This window comes from Collinsella sp. SGI.178 (genome assembly GCF_050313495.1).
Taxonomy (GTDB): domain Bacteria; phylum Actinomycetota; class Coriobacteriia; order Coriobacteriales; family Coriobacteriaceae; genus Collinsella.
Genome location: NZ_JBNPLM010000006.1, coordinates 1 through 18,681, shown reverse-complemented (window position 1 = coordinate 18,681; position 18,681 = coordinate 1). Strand labels below are relative to the sequence as shown.

The window sequence follows — 18,681 nt, the reverse complement described above, 5'->3', positions numbered from 1 at the left end:
ATGCCGGCCCGTCCCCAATCTGAAGGACCGCTTTTGACGCAGCAGTTTACGATTTCCGTATCCCGACCGGATGGGATGCCCATCCCCGTAGTCGTTACCAAAAAGCGTGTCAAGAACTTCAACCTACGCGTCACATCGAGCGGTGAGGTCCACGCAAGCGCACCGCTCGGTGCCACCCGCGAGTGTATCGAAGCATTTGTGAAGCGCAACAGCGCCTGGATTATCAGCCGACTTGCCCAGCGCGAGCAACGTCAGGCGACGGAGCGAGAGCCGCTCAGCCCCTCGTCCATCATTGCGCTTTGGGGCAAGCCCATCACGGTACAAGATGCGCTCGATCACAACTTTGCATCACCCGCACCGCGACCCAAACAGGCCACCTTCGCAAGTTTTATGGGTACCGACGAGCCAAGTGGGCGCGCGCAGGCAAAGCAGCGCACGGCCCTCGACGGCCTAACGCCCGATGAGCTCCAAGCCCGCATCGACCAGCTCTATACATCCGAGGTCACCACGGCGCTGCGCGATATGGTGCGCACATACGAAATCGCAATGGGTGTCGCCGCTTCCCGCGTTTCCGTGCGCAGCATGAAAACGCGCTGGGGCTCGTGTACGCCCAAAACCGGTGCCATTCGCATCGCACGCGAGCTTGCCGCCTACCCCGTCGAGTGCCTTGACATGGTTGTCGCCCACGAGCTCGTCCACTTGCTCGAGCCAAGCCACAATCAGCGGTTTCACGCCCTGCTCGACACGTACTGCCCCAACAATAGAGCTCTGTCGCAGCGGCTCAAGCAGCCACCCATAGAGACGTATTAGAACCGGTTAGCGCACGCGCTCGATCTCGACACCGCAGCTTGCCAGGGGAAGACCGACGGGCGCCCAAGGCTTATCGAGCTTAACACGCACGCCGAGCAGCAGAGGGTAACGACGTAGCAGCATCTGGGCCACGCCCTCGGCTGCGGCCTCGATGAGCTTAAACGTATGCTCGCGCAGATAGCCATCGACATCGTGGCACACCGAGCCGTAGTCAATCGAGGCATCCAGGTTATCGTGCTCCCCTGCTGCACGCAGGTCGGCATAGAGCACCAAGGACACGATGAACTTCTGGCCCAGGGCGTTCTCCTCGGGATACACGCCGTGGTTGGCAAAGACCTCAAGACCTTCAACGGTGATGCGATCGGCATGGCGCAGATCGTCATAGCTCACGTGGGGCACCGCCGTTGCGGTGGATATTTCGCCCCTTCCACGGCGGGCGAGCTCGGCGCCTTCAGTCTTGGTTGCATTCTCGGGCAGTTTCTTGTTGGTCATCGCGATCGTCTCCTTCGTTTAGAACCCCGACCGCGCAAACCAACTACACGCGAATCGACAGGTTCTTTTTATCATCGCTCCAGTTGCAGGCATTGCGCGCGGGGCATGCAAAGCAGGCGCGCGACGCTTTGTCAGCTGCATAGAGCAGACGCTCAAGCGGTTGGCTGTTCACGCGCAGCTTTCTATGGCCTAAAATGGCCGTCTTAATGGCCGCGGCATCGGCCGGATCAAATGCCACGTCATCGGGCATGCCGCCAAGAATCGCATCAGCGACGCGCTCGCTTGCAACATCATGGGATATACCCGATTCATACTGTTCATCTTTGCCGATATCGTGAAGAAGTGCCGTGGCGTAGATGACCTCGCGGTCAAATTCGAGCTGTTCCTCAAGATTCTTAATCCACATAATGCGCGCGACATCCAGCAGATGGTCAATACCGTGGCGGCAAAAGATGCGCCCCGATTCCAACTGTGCAATGTTGCCCAGGTGCCGCCGGAACAGCCCGTTGGCACAAATGTAATCAATGCGAGGCATGGCGCCAAAGGGAGTCAGGCCCGAAGCCATAAAGCCGCGACGCGGCGTCCCCTCATCGGTCTTCGATGTAAAGTCGTTGACGACTCTCATGGTTAGCGGCCCAGCATCCTAAAGAATCGCTCCTCGAGCGCGGGATCGGTCTCAAAGACACCGCGACGAGCAAGCGTTACGGTCTTGGTACCGGGCTTTTGCACGCCGCGCATGGTCATGCACATATGCTCGGCTTCCATCAGCACGATCGCCCCTTGGGGAGCAAGATATTCCATGAGGGCATCGGCAACCTGCGCGCACAGCTGCTCCTGCAGCTGCAGACGACGGGCATAGACCTCAACCGTGCGAGCAAGCTTAGACAGACCCGCCACGCGACCGTTAGGGATATAGCCGATCGCAGCCTTGCCATAAAACGGCAGCAGATGGTGCTCGCACAGCGAGTAAAACGTAATATCGCGCTCGATAACCAAATCGTTCGAAGCGACGGCAAAGGTTTTGGACAGGTGCTCCTCGGCACTCCGGCCCATACCGCCGGCAATCTCGCCATACATACGGGCGACGCGTGCCGGGGTCTCCAGCAGGCCCTCACGAGTTGGGTCCTCGCCTATACCTTCAAGCAGCAGCTTAATAGCAGTCTCGACTTTTTCCTGATCGACCATCTGGGCCTCACTTTTTTCGATTTCGCGTTCGCGCTATGGTACCACGCTGGCACGCAACCTCTTCCAGCTACATAGTATGGGTCGAATAGACCGGATCGTCCCGCCAAAGCTCCACAGCGTCGCAAAGCGCAACGCCCTCGCGCGCAGCACGAGCGCGCGTGGCGTTCATGTCGATCACGCGCTGATTACTCGAGCCCCTAAAGCGCAACGAGATATCGTACAGATCTTGAACGAACGGACCGTCTACCAGCATGTCGAGGCAAGCAAGGATACGGTCCGTCACGTCGGTATGGTGACGGCCGCCCGGCATTAGTTCCTCGAGCACATCACCGGTAAAGCACCAAATGGTCTTACCAGACTCCACAGGGTAGGTCGCACGCACGCGTTCGATAAAATCAACGAGCCCCGCCTGGTTCTCGGGTTCCATAGGCTCCCCGCCCAGAATCGTCAGGCCATCAATAAAGGGATGATCAAGACTCTCGATGATTTTGTCCTCGACGGCACGATCGAACGGTTCACCCGCGGCAAAGTCCCACGCGACGGAGTTAAAACAATTCTTGCACCCACGACGGCACCCACTCACAAACAGAGAGGTACGAACGCCTTCTCCATCAGCAATGTCGAAATACTTAATGTTCGCGTAGTTCATAGGTAACCTTCCTGGGGGTCTGGAGCATATCATCCCGTCCTCAAACATTCTCGGCCTTCGGCCTGCGAAACTGCGGGCGGGACGATATGCTCCAGATCCCTCGCGAGCGACACTCGGTGAACAAAGCGAACATCGAGTATGGGGTTCGAGGTCCAATAAAAACTGGGTTGCGACTCAACCGCCATAGCAAGTAAATCGCAGCTGCAGCTCGAATTATTTCCGCCAAGAACTTCGAGGAGTGAGCAGACCGCATGCTGCATCTCAGCTACATCAACTTGACTGCCCCGTAGCGAGGCCCCGGACCTTTGCTCGATATGAGTTCCGCACGAACAGGAGGCGCCAGTGGCGCCTCCTGTTCGTGAGCCAGGACTGTCCGAAATAGCGAGCAAAGGTCCGGGGCCTCGCTACGGGGCAGCCTGGGATGGTTATTAGAGATGCAGCACGCGGTCGCGGATCTCCTCGGTTCGACCCTGGTTCCAGAACTGGGTACCGATGTAGCCGCACGTGCGACGGGCGACATTCATCTTCTCCTGGTCACGATTGCCGCAATTGGGGCACTCCCACACCAGTTTGCCATCGTCCTCGACAATGCGAATCTCGCCGTCATAGCCGCACACCTGGCAGTAATCGCTCTTGGTGTTGAGCTCGGCGTACATGATGTTGTCGTAGATGTACTGCATTACGCGAATGACCGCCTTGAGGTTGTCCTGCATGTTGGGAACCTCAACGTAGGAGATAGCACCGCCCGGCGAAAGCTGCTGGAACATGCCCTCAAACTTAAGCTTGTCGAAGGCATCGATCTCCTCGGACACGTGGACGTGATAGCTGTTAGTAATGTAGCCCTTGTCCGTCACGCCCGGGATAATGCCGAAACGGCGCTGCAGGCACTTGGCGAACTTGTAGGTCGTCGACTCAAGCGGGGTGCCGTACAGCGAGAAGTCGATATCGCTTTCGGCCTTCCACTCGGCGCACTTGTCGTTCATGTGCTGCATGACGGCCATGGCAAACGGCGTGCCCTCCTTCTCGGTGTGGCTGTGGCCCGTCATGTACTTGACGCACTCATACAGACCGGCGTAACCCAGGCTAATGGTGGAATAGCCGCCCACGAGCAGCTTGTCGATCGTCTCGCCCTTCTTAAGGCGCGCCAAGGCACCGTACTGCCAAAGAATCGGCGCAGCATCCGAAAGCGTGCCCATCAGGCGCTCATGACGGCACAGCAGGGCGCGGTGGCACAGCTCAAGGCGCTCATCGAAGATCTTCCAGAACTTGTCCATGTCCTGATGCGAGCTCAGCGCAACATCGGGCAGGTTGATGGTCACAACACCCTGGTTAAAGCGACCATAGTACTTAGGCTTGGTCGGGTCATAGTTCAGAGCGTTGGCGACATTGTTAAAGCCGTTGCCCGAACGGTCGGGCGTCAGGAAACTGCGGCAACCCATGCAGGTATAGCAATCGCCGTTGCCGGCGGTCTCGCCCTTAGACAGCTTGAGCTCGCGCATCTTCTTCTCGGAGATGTAGTCGGGCACCATGCGCTTGGCGGTGCACTTGGCGGCGAGCTTGGTCAGATAGAAGTACGGCGAATCCTCGCGGATGTTATCGTCCTCGAGCACGTAGATGAGCTTGGGAAACGCCGGGGTGATCCACACGCCGGCTTCGTTCTTAACGCCCTCATAGCGTTGACGAAGCGTCTCCTCCACAATCATGGCAAGGTCGTGCTTCTCCTGGGGCGTACGGGCCTCATTGAGATACATAAAGACCGTCACGAACGGCGCCTGGCCATTCGTGGTCATAAGGGTCACGACCTGATACTGAATCGTCTGGACGCCGCGACGAATCTCATCGCGCAGGCGTTCCTCAACGACCTCGCGAACCTTCTCGGCAGATGCCGAAACACCGAGCTCCTCAAGCTCGCGAGCGACCTCGCCGCGAATCTTTTGACGGCTCACCTCAACGAACGGGGCGAGATGGGTCAGCGAAATAGACTGACCGCCGTACTGGGAGGAAGCAACCTGGGCGATAATCTGCGTCGCGATGTTGCAGGCGGTCGAGAAGCTGTGCGGCTTCTCGATCAGCGTGCCCGAGATAACGGTGCCGTTCTGGAGCATGTCCTCCAGGTTCACCAGATCGCAGTTGTGCATGTGCTGGGCAAAGTAATCCGAATCGTGGAAATGGATCAGGCCCTCATTATGGGCATCCACGATCTCCTGGGGCAGCAGCACGCGTTGGGTCAGGTCCTTGGAAATCTCGCCGGCCATATAGTCGCGCTGAACGGAATTGACGGTCGGATTCTTATTGGAGTTCTCCTGCTTAACCTCTTCGTTATTGCACTCGATCAGCGACAGGATCTTGTCGTCGGTCGTGTTCTTTTGGCGCTTCAGGCTCTGAACATAACGATAGATGATGTAGCGGCGAGCGACCTCGTAGCAGTCGAGACGCATGATCTCGTCCTCGACCAGATCCTGGATCTCCTCGACCGATACGGTATGGCCGGCCTTCTCACATGCCTCGGCGACGTTTTGCGCCGCGTAGATCACCTGGCGGTCGGTAAGACGAGAGCCCTCCTCGACCTCCAAGTTGGCGGCGCGAATCGCATTGACGATCTTATCGATGTCAAAGGCAACCTCGGTGCCGCTGCGCTTGATGATCTTCATCCTCTTGCCTCTTTCGCGTCGTAATCCCATTGCGCTTCAGAGCCAAACGATGCCTGGCAGGGCTTGTCCCTGTCTTGCGGCGCCGTCGCGCAATCTGTGTTCTCGATAAACCATAGGTCCTCATGCGGACAATCCTCGCGGCCGATCAAGCGGCTCAAAGGCGTGTCCAAATGGGACGAACAAGGTCTTCGTTCTCTGTCCGCCATCTATCATACGACAAAGACGCCTCTATATCCTGTATTCTTTTTTTAGGTCAAACACAACATATAGTGTTTCAGCAGGTCAAAGCAATTGGTCATTTTACAGACACATTAATTATGAGGGTTTCTTGGCAAGTCGGTAAAACGTTACCAACGCGGCTACCTGCAAGGCAATTATAAAACCCCCTAGTCAAGCCGCCGACAAATCCTACCAAAACCAAGCCGCTCACGCGAAAAGAATCCAAAAGATTATGCTTGACCAACATGTTGCGGTCGAATGCCGGCGGACGGAGTGACAGGGCTGCAAACGCTCGGAAGACTACAGCCCCGACACCCCGTCCGCCGGCATTCGATAGGCGAGGAGCTATTAGTTCTCTTCGCGAGCTATCATGCGGCCGAGAGCCGCTGTAAAGGGATCGAGCAGCACGCCGGCGATAACCACAAAAGCCCACCCCTTTGTGACAAGGCCCGCCCAGCGCGCGAAGAACGTACGGCCTTCAATCGTTCCGAATCCTCCCTGGAAGGCAATCTCGCCAAAACCGATCACCATAAAAGATTGCGCGGAGGTCAACCATGGAAACGCGGGCGACGTGCACGGTTATGATCAAAATAATCATCTCCCACGAGACCAAGAGGCCAATAACGACAAATTATGCTGGGCAGCAAATGCAACGTGAAAAAGCGACCGAGGTCGATAATTTGACGGCATATTATGTGTGTTTATAACAAAACAGTCCAGAAGCAAAGCCTCTGGACTGCGAACATTTGGTGGGCGTTACAAGATTTGAACTTGTGACCTCTTCCGTGTCAGGGAAGCGCTCTCCCCCTGAGCTAAACGCCCAAATGGAGCGGACAACGGGGCTCGAACCCGCGACCCCAACCTTGGCAAGGTTGTGCTCTACCAACTGAGCCATGTCCGCTTACGGGGATTAATCTTACGTGATGCCCGCATCCTATGCAAGAACTTTTTTTGAAAAGTTTTGCGACGCCCTCGCGAACCTCACGAAGACATCAGCCACCTCAAAAAGGCCGAACTCCTCACCCTGATACACGTATGCCGAGCCCGGAAGCGCCAGCTCAAGCAAAAGGGCCGCCCGCGCGCGGCGCTCGCCGAGTTCACGGTCCTCGTCATAAGACGACCCGTCGCGTAAGAGCCAGTCGAGCGCAATCTGGCGGTAGCGCGTCGCCTTGATTTGCAGCAGGGCATAGCGCGTCGCCACGCGCGATAGATCTCGTGGACCTCGTTGCGGTCCCACAGCGGATGGGTGCCGTCGTCAACCATGTCATCGCCCTCGGCGAGATGCCACCGGTCGAGGTCATCGCGGTCGAGGTCCTTGGCGAGACCGTGCGCCACATCAATGCGAAAGCCATCAACGCCTCGATCGCTCCAAAACGTCAGGACGTCGCAAAAGAACGCATGAACCTCGGGGCATGACCAGACAAAGTCCGGCCGCTCGGGCGTAAACATATGCAGCTACCACTGACCGTCCGCAGCACGCGTCCAGGCGGGGCCGCCAAAGTTGGCATTCCAATTGGTGGGAGGCAGCTCGCCATGTTCGCCGCGACCATCGCGGAAGATATAACGGGCGCGCTCGGGCGATCCGGGGCCGGCGGCAAGAGCGGCTTTGAACCAGGGGTGCTGGTTGGATGAATGATTGGGCACGATGTCGACGATGACCTTGATGCCGCGTGCGTGAGCCGCAGCGACCATGTCATCGAAGTCGTCAAGCGAGCCGAGACGTGGGTCGACATCGCAGTAGTCCGCCACATCATAGCCACCATCGACAAGAGGCGATGGGTAAAACGGGCTCAGCCAGATGGCCTCGATGCCCAGCCGCTCAAGATAGTCCATCTGCTGGGTAATGCCCACGATGATACGCCCAAAGCTGATATTCGCGGCAAACAACGCCACGGCCACGCCCCAAGACGCTCGCTCCCTCTCGGGTTCGAGCCTCTGCAATGGGTACGAAAAAGCCCGGCTACCGTGGTAGTCGGGCTGTTGTACTTGGAGCGGACAACGGGGCATCCGCGTATCCGCTTCGCGGATCCGCACCGGCTTCGGCCGCCTGCCGGCGACCTCGCCAGCTCGCTACAAACGCTCCGCGTTTGCTTAACGCTCGCTCCCTCTCGGGTTCGAGCCTCTGCAATGGGTACGAAAAAGCCCGGCTACCGTGGTAGTCGGGCTGTTGTGCTTGGAGCGGACAACGGGGCTCGAACCCGCGACCCCAACCTTGGCAAGGTTGTGCTCTACCAACTGAGCCATGTCCGCATATGTAAAACAAAACGGGCGCCGGAGCGCCCGGATGTTGCCTGGAGGCGAAGCCCGGATTCGAACCGGGGGTAAAGGCTTTGCAGGCCTCTGCCTTACCACTTGGCCACTTCGCCGAAAAAGGACCGTTAAGAACGGTCCGGAAATGCAATGGAGCGGACAACGGGGCTCGAACCCGCGACCCCAACCTTGGCAAGGTTGTGCTCTACCAACTGAGCCATGTCCGCTTGCGGGTTATTAATTTACGCGAGTTATCCAAAAGACGCAAGTACTTTTTTCAAAAAAGTTGCCCAAAGCAAGTTCACGCAGGAAAATCATGTCAACCCAAGGCGCTAAGCGCACGATTCCAATGCCGAGCTAAACAGCTTCACCATCCGAACGCGTGTGCCGGCACCATCCGTGCGACGGGCAACCTCCACATTATCGACGAGCATGCGCATAAGCTTGATACCGCGTCCGCGTTCCTCGGATGCCATCGGTTCGCTCGCCCCATCGATAGAATAGCCAGCGCCTCGATCAAGCACCTCAAGCACAACACGGTCCCCATAGGCCTGAATCGTCAGGATGCAGCCAACACCGCCCGCATGGTCATATGCGTTACCCAATGCCTCCCCCAACGCTAATGCGACGTCATAGCGCTCATCACGCCTCAGGGGAAGCGATTCGAGAAGCTCGGCCACACGGTGCCGATAATACGGGAGATTCTCGATGCCTCGCTGCACCTTGACGCTCTTGCTCCATCGCGGCAACTCCCCCACCGGAATGGCGGGAATCGACTCCCGCACCGGACCCGCAACATGAAGGATGTCGACAAGTCGGGCAATCTCCAAAAAGCGAACGACCTCATCGGAGGCGTTAACAAGCGAAAGCAGCCCTTCTCGTCTCATAAGCTCTCTGGCACGCGTAAGCAAAAACGCCAAACCCGTCGAGTCGATAAAAGCCACGGTCTGGCAATTGATGACAACACGGCGCACGCCCCGGTCGATTAAATTATCCAACCGTCGGCGCAGCTCGGGCACCGAGGCGATATCGATATCGCCCGGTGGCGTCAAAACCGCTATGTCATTCCACTCATTCATGCGACCATGGTTCCCCAAAAGAGCTCGCTCGATGCACACTTTTCTGCAACCGTTAGGATTCTGTATGCCCAACGTCGCGACCTACGATCGACCCCGTAAAAACTCAAGGGACACCAATGCAATGTCATCGTCCAGCGCCGAGTCGGTAAAGCGGTCAAGCTCGCCCAAGACCTTACCGCAGATGCCCGATACGCCCTCACCCGAAACAGAGAGTAGAAGGTCGCGCAGGCGTTGCTCGCCAAAGAAAGCACCCGAGCGGTCGCGTGCTTCGATCGTTCCGTCGGTATACATAAACAGCATGTCACCAGGATCGAACGTAAACACGCCCGTCTCGTACACCATGCTCTCAAAGGCACCGATCACGCCCGATTGGCACCCAAGGAGCTCCACTTCTCCCCCGCAGGCCTCTCCTCCGCCATGCGGCGTCGACGACGGCCTAATGACCATAGTGGGAGGATGTCCCGCAGAGCAATAGGTAGCACGGCCCGCTTTAAGATCAATCTTGGCGATAAACGCCGTCACAAACGTCTCGACCCGCGAAAAGCCCATGAGCATGCTATTGAGCGAGCGGGCCATGCGAGCGGGTCCCGCACCCTCCCAGGCATAAGCCGTCAACGCCGTCTTGACGAGCGCCGACATCGACGCCGCCTCAATTCCTTTGCCGGAGACATCGCCCAATATCATAACGGCGCAATCGTCGGGAAGACGGACAAGCGTATAGAAGTCACCACCAACCAACGCCGAATTCGTTGCCGACAGGTATACCGAATCGGTTGCGATGCCCGGAACGTCGCCTAGCGAATTTCTCATGCCAATCTGAAGCGTCTGAGCGATATGACGCTCTTCACGCTTTTGAGACTCTCCCTCATAGATCAGCTCAAAGTCGTGTGCCAAATGCACCATGTAGTCGTATTCAAGGTCGTCGATTGGCTCCTGGCTGCCATCACGGAGCAGCAAAACGCGCCTCGTCGGTCCCTTGGCGATATCAGCGGGCACGATTGCATCGTTGCTTCGCGTACCATCCGCCTCCGAGTGGCAGCGCCCCGCCTCGATACCGGAGTCGACATAAAGTCCCTGACACGGCAGGCCGTGGGCTCTCAACCATGCGCCCATAGTCGTGGATTCGTCTACGCGCGTAAGGCGCACGTGTTTGAGGTCGTCGGCGCTCGTCCCGCCCAGCACCGATGTCTCAAATCCATCGGAAATTGCCCCCAGGCGCGCCGCCGGCGTCGTGACAGAAAAGAAGAGTGACTCCGGATCGCCCGGCAATGCCACACGACTGCCGCCTTCAAAATCGATGACATAGGTTTCGAGGCCCGCATCATACTCCACGGGGCAGAAATGACAACTGAGCACAGCGCAGATTTCGGTCGATACCGCACGCGAGGCGGCAATAGGATCATCGAGATAGGCAAACAACTCATCGCGCAGCACGTTGAGAGAACGGCCAAGCTCTGCCGTGCGACGTGAACGTAGACTCGATGCCATGCCGACTAGTTGGATGGAGAGATAATCGCAAATGACCTCGAGCACGTTGACATCATAGGCAAGCGGCGCCTGCGGACGTTTCCAACCGACCTCCAACACACCGAGCACCTGAGTGCCATAAAACACGGGAAGACATATCTCGCTGCGGTATGGAGGCATATCTTGCACGCGTAGCAGGTGCTTAGAACGATTGTCCAGGTCCATGAACATACCCGAGGCAATCCTATCGCCCTCAAGGTCCTGCTGAATCGACAGGCGGCAGGCACGAGACTCACGGAGCACATACGTCGGGATACCCGCACCATACGGCATAAACTCGGGCAGGTAGCTGTCATACAGCTCCTTGGAAACACCGCGAAGCTTAAAACCGCCGCTCTCAGAAAAATAGATGGCAGCACCCGAGGCATCGAGGGTTCCTACAAGCTGGTTCAAAACGGTATCCAACAAACTAGGCAGCTCATCGGAGCCCATCGTGCTCATAATGACCGACAACGTGCCCGAGAGGCGCTTATTCGCCACTCTGAGCTCCGAAAGCGCACGCTTGAGCTGACGGTCATGCGAATACTGCTCTTCGATACTATGGAGCGCCACGAGGACACGCGGCGCACGGCGGCCAAAGATACGAGGCGGCGTAACCGAGCCGGCACAAACTAGGACGGGAATAAAGGAGCCGTCACTGAGCTTAAGCATCAACTCGCTCTCGGTACCATTGGTCTCAAAAGGAAGACGATGTTCTGTCGCGCGTTCAAATGCTGACGAGTACAAGAGATCTTTAACGTCCCCGTTGATCACATCGGAACGTTCCTCGCAGATCAAGTCGAGCAAGCGATTGTTTACATGCAAAATGGTTCCGTCGAGCTCGCAGATAATGACAGCATCGCTCGTAATATCGACCAATTGGGCAACGTCAACCCACTCATTGCGCTCAAGCGTTTCCATCGTGAACCTCACCGTCTATCGGTAACAAAAAAGCCTCCGAAGAGGCTTCTCAAATGCGATGGTGTCGGAGGCGGGACTTGAACCCGCATGACCAAAAAGCGGTCACTAGCACCTCAAGCTAGCGCGTCTGCCAATTCCGCCACTCCGACATGCTATGTTGTTGATTCGCAGTTCGTTTTGTTGGACCCGCGCTTTCAACGAGGAAGATAATAACCTATGATTCGAGAACTGTGCAAGCACTTTTTTCAAAAAAGTTTACGAATTTGAAAATGCGCAGGTAAATCTATATGTCCGGCCCCGAATCGGTGTTGCCTCCCGGCGCGTCCTCGGGCACGAGCGATATTTTGCTACGCACTTCGTGCTGCAAAATATCGCTCCCCCTGCGGAATGCGCCGGGAGGCAGCACCGATTCGGGGCCTGCAAATACGTACTTCAGGCACAGTTCTCAAACATGTTCTGGGGCTGATATAAATTTGGTGGCTCGGCTTTGCCGAGCCCTTATATAAGGAGGCCGGAGCTAAAGCTCCGGCCTCGCTATCTTTCCCATTAGATTAAGTGAGCGATCAGGGAACCGCATTCCACCTGCCGAGTTGCCGCAGGGCCTGCCCTGGTGTTGCTTTTCAGAACATTCCGCAGGACGGAGGAAGCCCCGCAGCGCGTAGCGCGCAGCGGGGCTTCCGACATGTCCGAGGACGTTCTGAAAAGCAACACCAGGGCAGGCCCGGACGAAAACAACCGACTACAGGTCGATGTGCGATTCCTTGATCGGGAACGGCTCGGCGAAGTGGCAGGCGCAGCAGTGGCCCGGTGCGACTTCCCTAAACTCGGGAAGCTTCTCGGAGCAGATGCCCTGCGCGATCGGGCAGCGCGTGTGGAAACGGCAGCCAGTCGGCGGATCCAGCGGTGACGGCGGATCGCCGGCGAGGATGATGCGCTTACGGGACTTTTGGATATCCGGATCGGGAACCGGCACGGCAGACAGCAGCGACTGCGTATACGGGTGGTGAGGCTCGCTATAGAGCGTCTTCCAGTCAGAAACCTCGACCACCTTACCCAGATACATAACGGCAACGCGATCGGAGATGTGCTGAACGACGGACAGGTCGTGGGCGATAAACAGATACGCCGTACCAAACTTGTCCTGCAGTTCCTTAAGCAGGTTCAGAACCTGGGCCTGAATGGACACATCCAGAGCGGATACCGGTTCGTCACAGATAATCAGCTTGGGCTTCAGCGCAAAAGCGCGGGCAATGCCGACACGCTGACGCTGGCCACCCGAGAACTCATGAGGATAGCGATTGATGTGCTCGGGGTTCAGTCCGACAACGTCGAGAAGCTCGCGGACGCGCTCAATGCGCTCCTCCTTGGTTCCCACGCCGTGAATGGTCATGGGTTCGGAGACGATCTCGCCAATGGTCATGCGAGGATTCAGCGAGGCATAAGGATCCTGGAAGATAAACTGCATCTCGCGACGCATATCCTTGATCTCATGCTTGCTCATTTCGGCAACATCTTTACCCTGGAAGAACACCTTACCGGCGGTCGGCTTGGTCAGGCGCATGATGGTGCGACCCGTAGTGGACTTACCGCAACCAGACTCACCAACCAGACCAAAGGTCTCACCAGGATAAATCTCAAAAGAGATGTCGTTTACAGCAGAGACGACGCGCTTGGAAAAACGCTTGGCGAACATGCCGGACTCTGCGGGGAACTCCTTAGAGAGGTGCTCGACCTTCAGCAGCGGAGTGCGCTCGTTATTGTCTGCCATTTACGCCTCGCCTCCCTTCTTGGAATCCTTACGCGTGCGGGACGTCTCAGGGGCGTTCTTGAGAAACTCGGGGTCACCGGAATAATGACACGCAGAATAGTGGCCGGACTCGGTGACAAAACGCTCGGGGCGCTGCTTGCGGCACTTATCGGTCGCATAGGGGCAACGAGGCGAGAACACGCATCCCTCGGGCAGGTTCATGAGCGAAGGCGGGTTGCCGTGAATCGGCGTAAGCGGCTTCTTCTCATCGATGGCCTGCTCCGGGATGGAGCGAATCAGGCCCCAGGTATAGGGGTGACGGCTCTCGTAGAAGATTTCCTCAGCAGTACCGAACTCGACGGGACGGCCGGCGTACATAACCATGATCTTGTCGGCCATATCGGCGACAACACCCAGGTCATGGGTAATCATGATGATGGCGTTGCCGTTCTTCTCCTGCATTTCCTGCATAAGCTCAATAATCTGAGCCTGAATGGTAACGTCCAGGGCAGTCGTGGGCTCGTCGGCAATCAGAATATCGGGATCGCAGGCAAGGGCCATGGCAATCATGACACGCTGACGCATACCACCAGAAAACTGGTGCGGATACTCATTGACGCGTTTCTCGGGCTCGGGAATGCCAACGAGGTCCAAAAGCTCGGTGGCGCGCTTGAGCGCCTCCTGCTTGGAGTAGCCGCGGTGCAGACGAAGGCCCTCACCCACCTGCTTGCCGATCTTATAGACCGGGTTCAAGGAAGTCATAGGATCCTGGAAGATCATCGCGATATCGTTGCCACGAATGTGCTGCATCTCTTCCTCGGTCATCTCGAGGATAGAACGTCCGCGATAGCGAACGTCACCGCCCTCAATCTTTCCCGGAGGCATCGAGATAAGACCCATGATGGTCATGGCGGTCACGGACTTACCGGAGCCGGACTCACCGACGACACCCAGGGTCTCGCCACGATCGAGCGTGTAGGACACACCATCGACAGCGCGAACGACGCCATCCTCGGTGTGGAAATACATCTTAAGGTCATCAACCTCGAGCAGATGCTGGCCCTCGGGAACCGGCTGGTCCTTCAGGTCCACATAGTTCTTGTTCTTCTTCATCCTTATGCGTCCTTCATCTTGACGTCGAGGGCGTCGCGCAGACCGTCACCCAGCAGGGTGAAGGCGAGCACCGTCGAGAGAATTGCCAGACCGGGCATGATCATCATCCAGGGAGCAGTCAGAAGATACTGCTGGCCGTCCTGAATCATGGAGCCCCACGAAGGCGTAGGCGGAATAACGCCCATGCCGAGGAAGGACAGAGCGGACTCGGTCAGAATGGCGCCACCAATGTTCATAGTCGCGTAGACCACGATGGAGGCAACGGAGTTCGGGAAGATGTGACGCACGACGATACGAGCATCAGATGCACCCATCGCGCGCGCGGCGTCAACATAGTCGTTTTCCTTGACCGTCAAGATCGCGGATCGGAAGACGCGCGCAATCGAAGGCCAGCCAAGAATACCGATGGCGATAAAGACGTTCTGAAGACCACGGCCGATAACGGCGATCATGGCGACAACGAACAGCACGTACGGGAACGCAAGGAAGATGTCCGCACAGCGCATGATGATCGTATCCCAGATGCCGCCGTAGAAACCGGCCAGAGCGCCCATGACCAGACCAATCACCGTGGAGATCGCAGTGGCCATAATGCCGACGGACAGCGAAACGCGTGCACCGTAGATAACGCGGACGAGAATGTCACGGCCAAGGGAGTCGGTGCCAAACGGGTGCTCTGCACACGGAGCCAGCAGCGACGTCTCGGCCATGGTGGTCGAGTCGGAAGCCGTCGGCGAACCGAGCCAGGGCTTAGCCCACAGGTCGGCGGTCAGGGCAACCACAACGACGATGACAATCCAGCAGACACCGATAACGGCGAGCTTGTTCTTACGAAGACGCTTAAAAGCGTCGCCCCACAGCGTGCGGGACTTGGCGGGAGCAGATGCGGCCTTGGTGGCGGTAGCCTGCTCCTGAGACTGAGAATCAGTTTCCTGCATGAGACGTACCTCCCTTAGGCCTTATCCGACGGACCGCCAAGGCGGATGCGCGGGTCGAGGAATGCATAGCTAATGTCGACGAGCAGGTTGATCACCATGACGACGACGACGATGAGCGTAACGCCGCCCATAACGATGGGCCAGTCGCGCATGCTAATGGCGCGATAGACCTCATAGCCGATACCGGGCCAGTTAAAGACCGTCTCGGTCAGGATGGCGCCCGAAAGCATACCGCCAAAGTCGACACCAATATAGGTAACGACGGGGATGAGTGCATTCTTAAGCGCATGCTTGATGATGATCGCGCGATTGGAGAGGCCCTTGGCCTTTGCCGTACGGATGTAATCCTGGTTCATGACATCGAGCAACTGCGAGCGCATGATGCGGGCAGCATAGGCGGTCGAAACCGAAGCAAGCGTGATGGTCGGAAGCACATAGTGCATCCAATCCTGATACTGAGAGCTAGCACCGCCGGCACCCGAAATCGGCATGGAGAATGCGCCGCCGGTGGCATCCTTGAGGATGACGCCAAAGAACAGCTGCAGCAGCATACCGAGCCAGAAAGCAGGAACGGCAACGAGGATCGACGTGGTCAGCGTTACCAAAATATCCCAGAAGGAGTAACGCTTTACCGCCGAAATGATACCCGCACCGATACCCATGATTGCCTCGAGTACGATGGCGCACGCGGCAAGTTTGACCGTATACGGATACTTTTGGGCAAAGATATCCGTAACCGGCAGCTTGCGCTGATAGGAATTACCCAGATCGCCATGAAGCAGGCCGTTCATGTAATACAAGTAACGGTCCACGAGCGACGTTTGAACGGGGTCGCCGTTCTCGTCAAGGATCGCGTTGCCGTCCTCGTCCGACTGGACCAGGTGATAGCGCACGCGAAGCTGAAGCTCCACCTCGGGGGACAGAGCCTTGTCTCCACCGATCAGCTTGATCGGGTCTCCCGGCACGATATTCTGGAGGGCGAACAGAATCAGCGTAACGCCCAAAAATACCGGGATGAACTGAAGCACACGTTTAACGATGTACTTACCCATACCACTCCCCTATCTAGGGATTAACCTAAATGGGATGCCGATCGCCAGACCGGCATCCCAAAATTACCATCAGCCAGTTTACCCCAGGTTAGGGGGAACTGTATGTTTCCCATGAGGTCTACGTAAAAACTTGACCCTCACCAAAGCTGCAAATCTTATGCGAGCTCAGCGGTACCCAGATCAGCATGCTTCTGCGGATCAACATAGAGGTGCTTGATGCGGTCGGAACCAGCGAGGGTGTGCGTGTAGAACATCAGCGGGATGACCGGGCAGTCAGCAGCGACGATTGCGTCGGCCTCCTGCATCTTAGCGACGCGCTCTTCGTCGTCAATCGCGGTACGGGCCTCGTCGACCTTGGCGTCGAACTCGGGGTTGTTGTAACCAGAACGGTTGTCGCCACCGAGGGAGTCGGAGTGGAACAGCGGATACAGGAAGTTGTCCATGATCGGGTAGTCGGCAATCCAGCCCAGACGACCGAACTGATAGTTGAGGTTCTGATACTGTTCGAGCAGGGCAGACCACTCGGGGGTATCGGAGACGGCGGTAATGCCAACCTTGGCGAGGTCGCCGATGATGGACTCCATGATCTCCTTGTGGCCACCGTCCTGGTTGTAGGACAGAGTCACGTTAATGCCACGGTCACCGTTGGCGTCGGCAGGAGCAACCTTGTCGAGGTACTCGTTAGCCTTGTCGACGTCATAGGCGCAGAACTCCCATGCGCCCTCCTTGTAGCCATCGATACCCGGAGGAACAATGCCGTCAGCGGGGGTGCGGGTACCCTTGAAGATGGTCTTGCAGATGGCCTCGCGGTTGATGGCCAGGGAGATGCCCCTGCGCAGATCGGCGTTGTTGAACGGCTCGGCCGTGGTGTTGCAAGTCAGATAGTAGGTGGAAGGCTCGGCACCGAGCAGCATGCGCTCGCCGTCGCTCATGGTGTAGCCATCCTTGGACTCGCCACGGTCCTTCTTGGCGGCATCGATCTGAGCAACGGGAACGTCGCAGACGTCGAGGTTACCGGCCTGGAACTCCTTGTAAGCAGTCTCCATGTCCTTGATGACCTGGAAGTGGATGCCATCGATCTTGGCCTTGTCGCCATAGTAATCGTCGAACTTCTTGAGGTTGATCTCCTGACCATCCTCCCACTTGCCGTCCATCATGAACGGGCCGTTACCAATCGGGGCAAGGTAGAAGCTCTTGGCATCGGACTCGGCGCACTCGGGAACCGGGGCCAGAGCCGGGTGGGTGGCGACGAAGGGGAAGTCGGCGTAAGCGGAAGACAGCTTGACGACGAGGGTCTCATCGTCAGGGCAGGTAACACCGGTGAGCTCGGTAGTGTTACCGGCAAGCAGATCGTCATAGCCCTCGACCATGGAAAGGTGATAGGAGACCTCGGAAGGACCATACTCTTGAGCGACAGCGGACTTGGTGCTGACCAGACGCTCCCAACCGAGCTTAAAGGACTTGGAGGTAACGTCATCACCGTTGTGGAACTTGGCCTTCTTGATCTTGAAGGTAAACTCGGTGGCGTCGTCGTTGGCCTCGAAGGACTCGCAAGCCAGCGGAACGATCTCGCCCTTCTCGGCGTCATAAGAGGTCAGAGCGTCAAAGAGCTGGTACTCGACCTGAGTGCCCTGGTCCTCCTGGACATTGTAGGGGTCGATGCAGACCGGGTTATTGATGTAGAAGTTCAGCGTCGAACCGGACTCAGAACCGGAAGCGTCGCCGCCCTTCTTGCCGCATGCGGCAAGAAAAGCCATGGAGCTCGCAGCAAGGGTACCGCCGACAAAGGCGCGACGACCCATAACGGGCTGGTGGAACATAGAATCAGCCATGCCATCCTCCTTATGAGATAGGACAAAGAAATGTTCAGTCGGACATATGTCGAGACAATCCGATCCGAACTATCGAAACGCCGCCCGTTGCTATGGCTGGTTATGCACAACAGGCCAACGTTTTCAATACAGTAGCGCATTTTATGCACGGTTTGGGGCTAATTCCGGTTAACGGTCGAGAATTTCTTTAGTTGGGCGCAGTATGTGGTGATATTCTGACTCTGTTACAAATATGTA

15 protein-coding genes, 6 tRNA genes and 1 pseudogene are annotated in these 18,681 nt (G+C 57.2%); 1 reads left to right on the top strand and 21 read right to left on the bottom strand.

What is annotated here, in order from left to right; genetic code table 11:
- Nucleotides 1–33: 33 nt before the first annotated feature.
- The gene (locus ACQRAQ_RS03045) at nucleotides 34–810 is read left to right on the top strand and encodes a M48 family metallopeptidase (RefSeq protein WP_427727764.1); all 777 of its coding nucleotides are present in this window, start codon (nucleotides 34–36) and stop codon (nucleotides 808–810) included.
- Nucleotides 811–816: 6 nt separating this feature from the next.
- Here ACQRAQ_RS03045 and folB read toward each other — a convergent pair whose 3' ends face one another.
- The 21 genes and pseudogenes from folB to ACQRAQ_RS02940 form a co-directional block, all read right to left on the bottom strand.
- Entirely contained in the window at nucleotides 817–1,302 is a 486-nt protein-coding gene (gene folB / locus ACQRAQ_RS03040) for a dihydroneopterin aldolase (protein ID WP_427718610.1), read from the bottom strand.
- 43 nt (nucleotides 1,303–1,345) lie between these two features.
- The gene (locus tag ACQRAQ_RS03035; protein ID WP_195838586.1) at nucleotides 1,346–1,927 is read right to left on the bottom strand and encodes an HD domain-containing protein; all 582 of its coding nucleotides are present in this window, start codon (nucleotides 1,925–1,927) and stop codon (nucleotides 1,346–1,348) included.
- A 2-nt stretch (nucleotides 1,928–1,929) separates the two neighbouring features.
- Nucleotides 1,930–2,487 carry a GTP cyclohydrolase I FolE gene (gene folE, locus ACQRAQ_RS03030; protein WP_427718613.1) on the bottom strand — a complete coding sequence of 186 codons (558 nt, stop codon included), beginning with the start codon at nucleotides 2,485–2,487 and terminating at the stop codon, nucleotides 1,930–1,932.
- 67 nt (nucleotides 2,488–2,554) lie between these two features.
- On the bottom strand, nucleotides 2,555–3,136 hold the full coding sequence (gene nrdG, locus ACQRAQ_RS03025; RefSeq protein ID WP_427727760.1) for an anaerobic ribonucleoside-triphosphate reductase activating protein: 582 nt from the start codon (nucleotides 3,134–3,136) through the stop codon (nucleotides 2,555–2,557).
- Between the two features lie 428 nt (nucleotides 3,137–3,564).
- Nucleotides 3,565–5,787 carry an anaerobic ribonucleoside-triphosphate reductase gene (gene nrdD, locus ACQRAQ_RS03020; protein ID WP_427718616.1) on the bottom strand — a complete coding sequence of 741 codons (2,223 nt, stop codon included), beginning with the start codon at nucleotides 5,785–5,787 and terminating at the stop codon, nucleotides 3,565–3,567.
- Between the two features lie 567 nt (nucleotides 5,788–6,354).
- Nucleotides 6,355–6,537 (bottom strand): hypothetical protein, encoded by a 183-nt coding sequence (locus tag ACQRAQ_RS03015; protein WP_154517425.1) that lies wholly within the window; start codon nucleotides 6,535–6,537, stop codon nucleotides 6,355–6,357.
- 216 nt (nucleotides 6,538–6,753) lie between these two features.
- A tRNA-Val gene (locus tag ACQRAQ_RS03010) sits at nucleotides 6,754–6,828 on the bottom strand.
- A 3-nt stretch (nucleotides 6,829–6,831) separates the two neighbouring features.
- Nucleotides 6,832–6,907 (bottom strand) — tRNA-Gly (locus tag ACQRAQ_RS03005).
- Between the two features lie 33 nt (nucleotides 6,908–6,940).
- Nucleotides 6,941–7,207 carry a hypothetical protein gene (locus tag ACQRAQ_RS03000; RefSeq protein WP_427793902.1) on the bottom strand — a complete coding sequence of 89 codons (267 nt, stop codon included), beginning with the start codon at nucleotides 7,205–7,207 and terminating at the stop codon, nucleotides 6,941–6,943.
- A 101-nt stretch (nucleotides 7,208–7,308) separates the two neighbouring features.
- Nucleotides 7,309–7,839 (bottom strand): annotated as a pseudogene (locus ACQRAQ_RS02995) (alpha-amylase family glycosyl hydrolase); the annotation flags it as partial.
- Nucleotides 7,840–8,180: 341 nt separating this feature from the next.
- A tRNA-Gly gene (locus ACQRAQ_RS02990) sits at nucleotides 8,181–8,256 on the bottom strand.
- Between the two features lie 42 nt (nucleotides 8,257–8,298).
- Nucleotides 8,299–8,372, bottom strand: a tRNA-Cys gene (locus ACQRAQ_RS02985).
- 35 nt (nucleotides 8,373–8,407) lie between these two features.
- A tRNA-Gly gene (locus tag ACQRAQ_RS02980) sits at nucleotides 8,408–8,483 on the bottom strand.
- 105 nt (nucleotides 8,484–8,588) lie between these two features.
- Nucleotides 8,589–9,335, bottom strand: a complete 747-nt coding sequence (locus tag ACQRAQ_RS02975) for an anti-sigma factor antagonist (RefSeq protein ID WP_154517428.1) — start codon at nucleotides 9,333–9,335, stop codon at nucleotides 8,589–8,591.
- A gap of 81 nt (nucleotides 9,336–9,416) precedes the next feature.
- Nucleotides 9,417–11,762 (bottom strand): SpoIIE family protein phosphatase, encoded by a 2,346-nt coding sequence (locus tag ACQRAQ_RS02970; RefSeq protein ID WP_427793841.1) that lies wholly within the window; start codon nucleotides 11,760–11,762, stop codon nucleotides 9,417–9,419.
- A gap of 59 nt (nucleotides 11,763–11,821) precedes the next feature.
- A tRNA-Leu gene (locus ACQRAQ_RS02965) sits at nucleotides 11,822–11,911 on the bottom strand.
- Between the two features lie 590 nt (nucleotides 11,912–12,501).
- A complete protein-coding gene (locus ACQRAQ_RS02960) occupies nucleotides 12,502–13,530 on the bottom strand; it encodes an ABC transporter ATP-binding protein (RefSeq protein ID WP_154517434.1) in 1,029 nt (342 codons plus the stop codon).
- Nucleotides 13,531–14,622, bottom strand: a complete 1,092-nt coding sequence (locus ACQRAQ_RS02955; protein WP_154517437.1) for an ABC transporter ATP-binding protein — start codon at nucleotides 14,620–14,622, stop codon at nucleotides 13,531–13,533.
- Nucleotides 14,623–14,624: 2 nt separating this feature from the next.
- Complete coding sequence (locus ACQRAQ_RS02950; protein ID WP_427718631.1) at nucleotides 14,625–15,560, bottom strand: ABC transporter permease; 936 nt, start codon at nucleotides 15,558–15,560, stop codon at nucleotides 14,625–14,627.
- A 14-nt stretch (nucleotides 15,561–15,574) separates the two neighbouring features.
- Complete coding sequence (locus tag ACQRAQ_RS02945; RefSeq protein WP_427728782.1) at nucleotides 15,575–16,612, bottom strand: ABC transporter permease; 1,038 nt, start codon at nucleotides 16,610–16,612, stop codon at nucleotides 15,575–15,577.
- Nucleotides 16,613–16,767: 155 nt separating this feature from the next.
- Nucleotides 16,768–18,444 (bottom strand): peptide ABC transporter substrate-binding protein, encoded by a 1,677-nt coding sequence (locus ACQRAQ_RS02940; protein WP_427718635.1) that lies wholly within the window; start codon nucleotides 18,442–18,444, stop codon nucleotides 16,768–16,770.
- Between the last annotated feature and the right edge of the window lie 237 nt (nucleotides 18,445–18,681).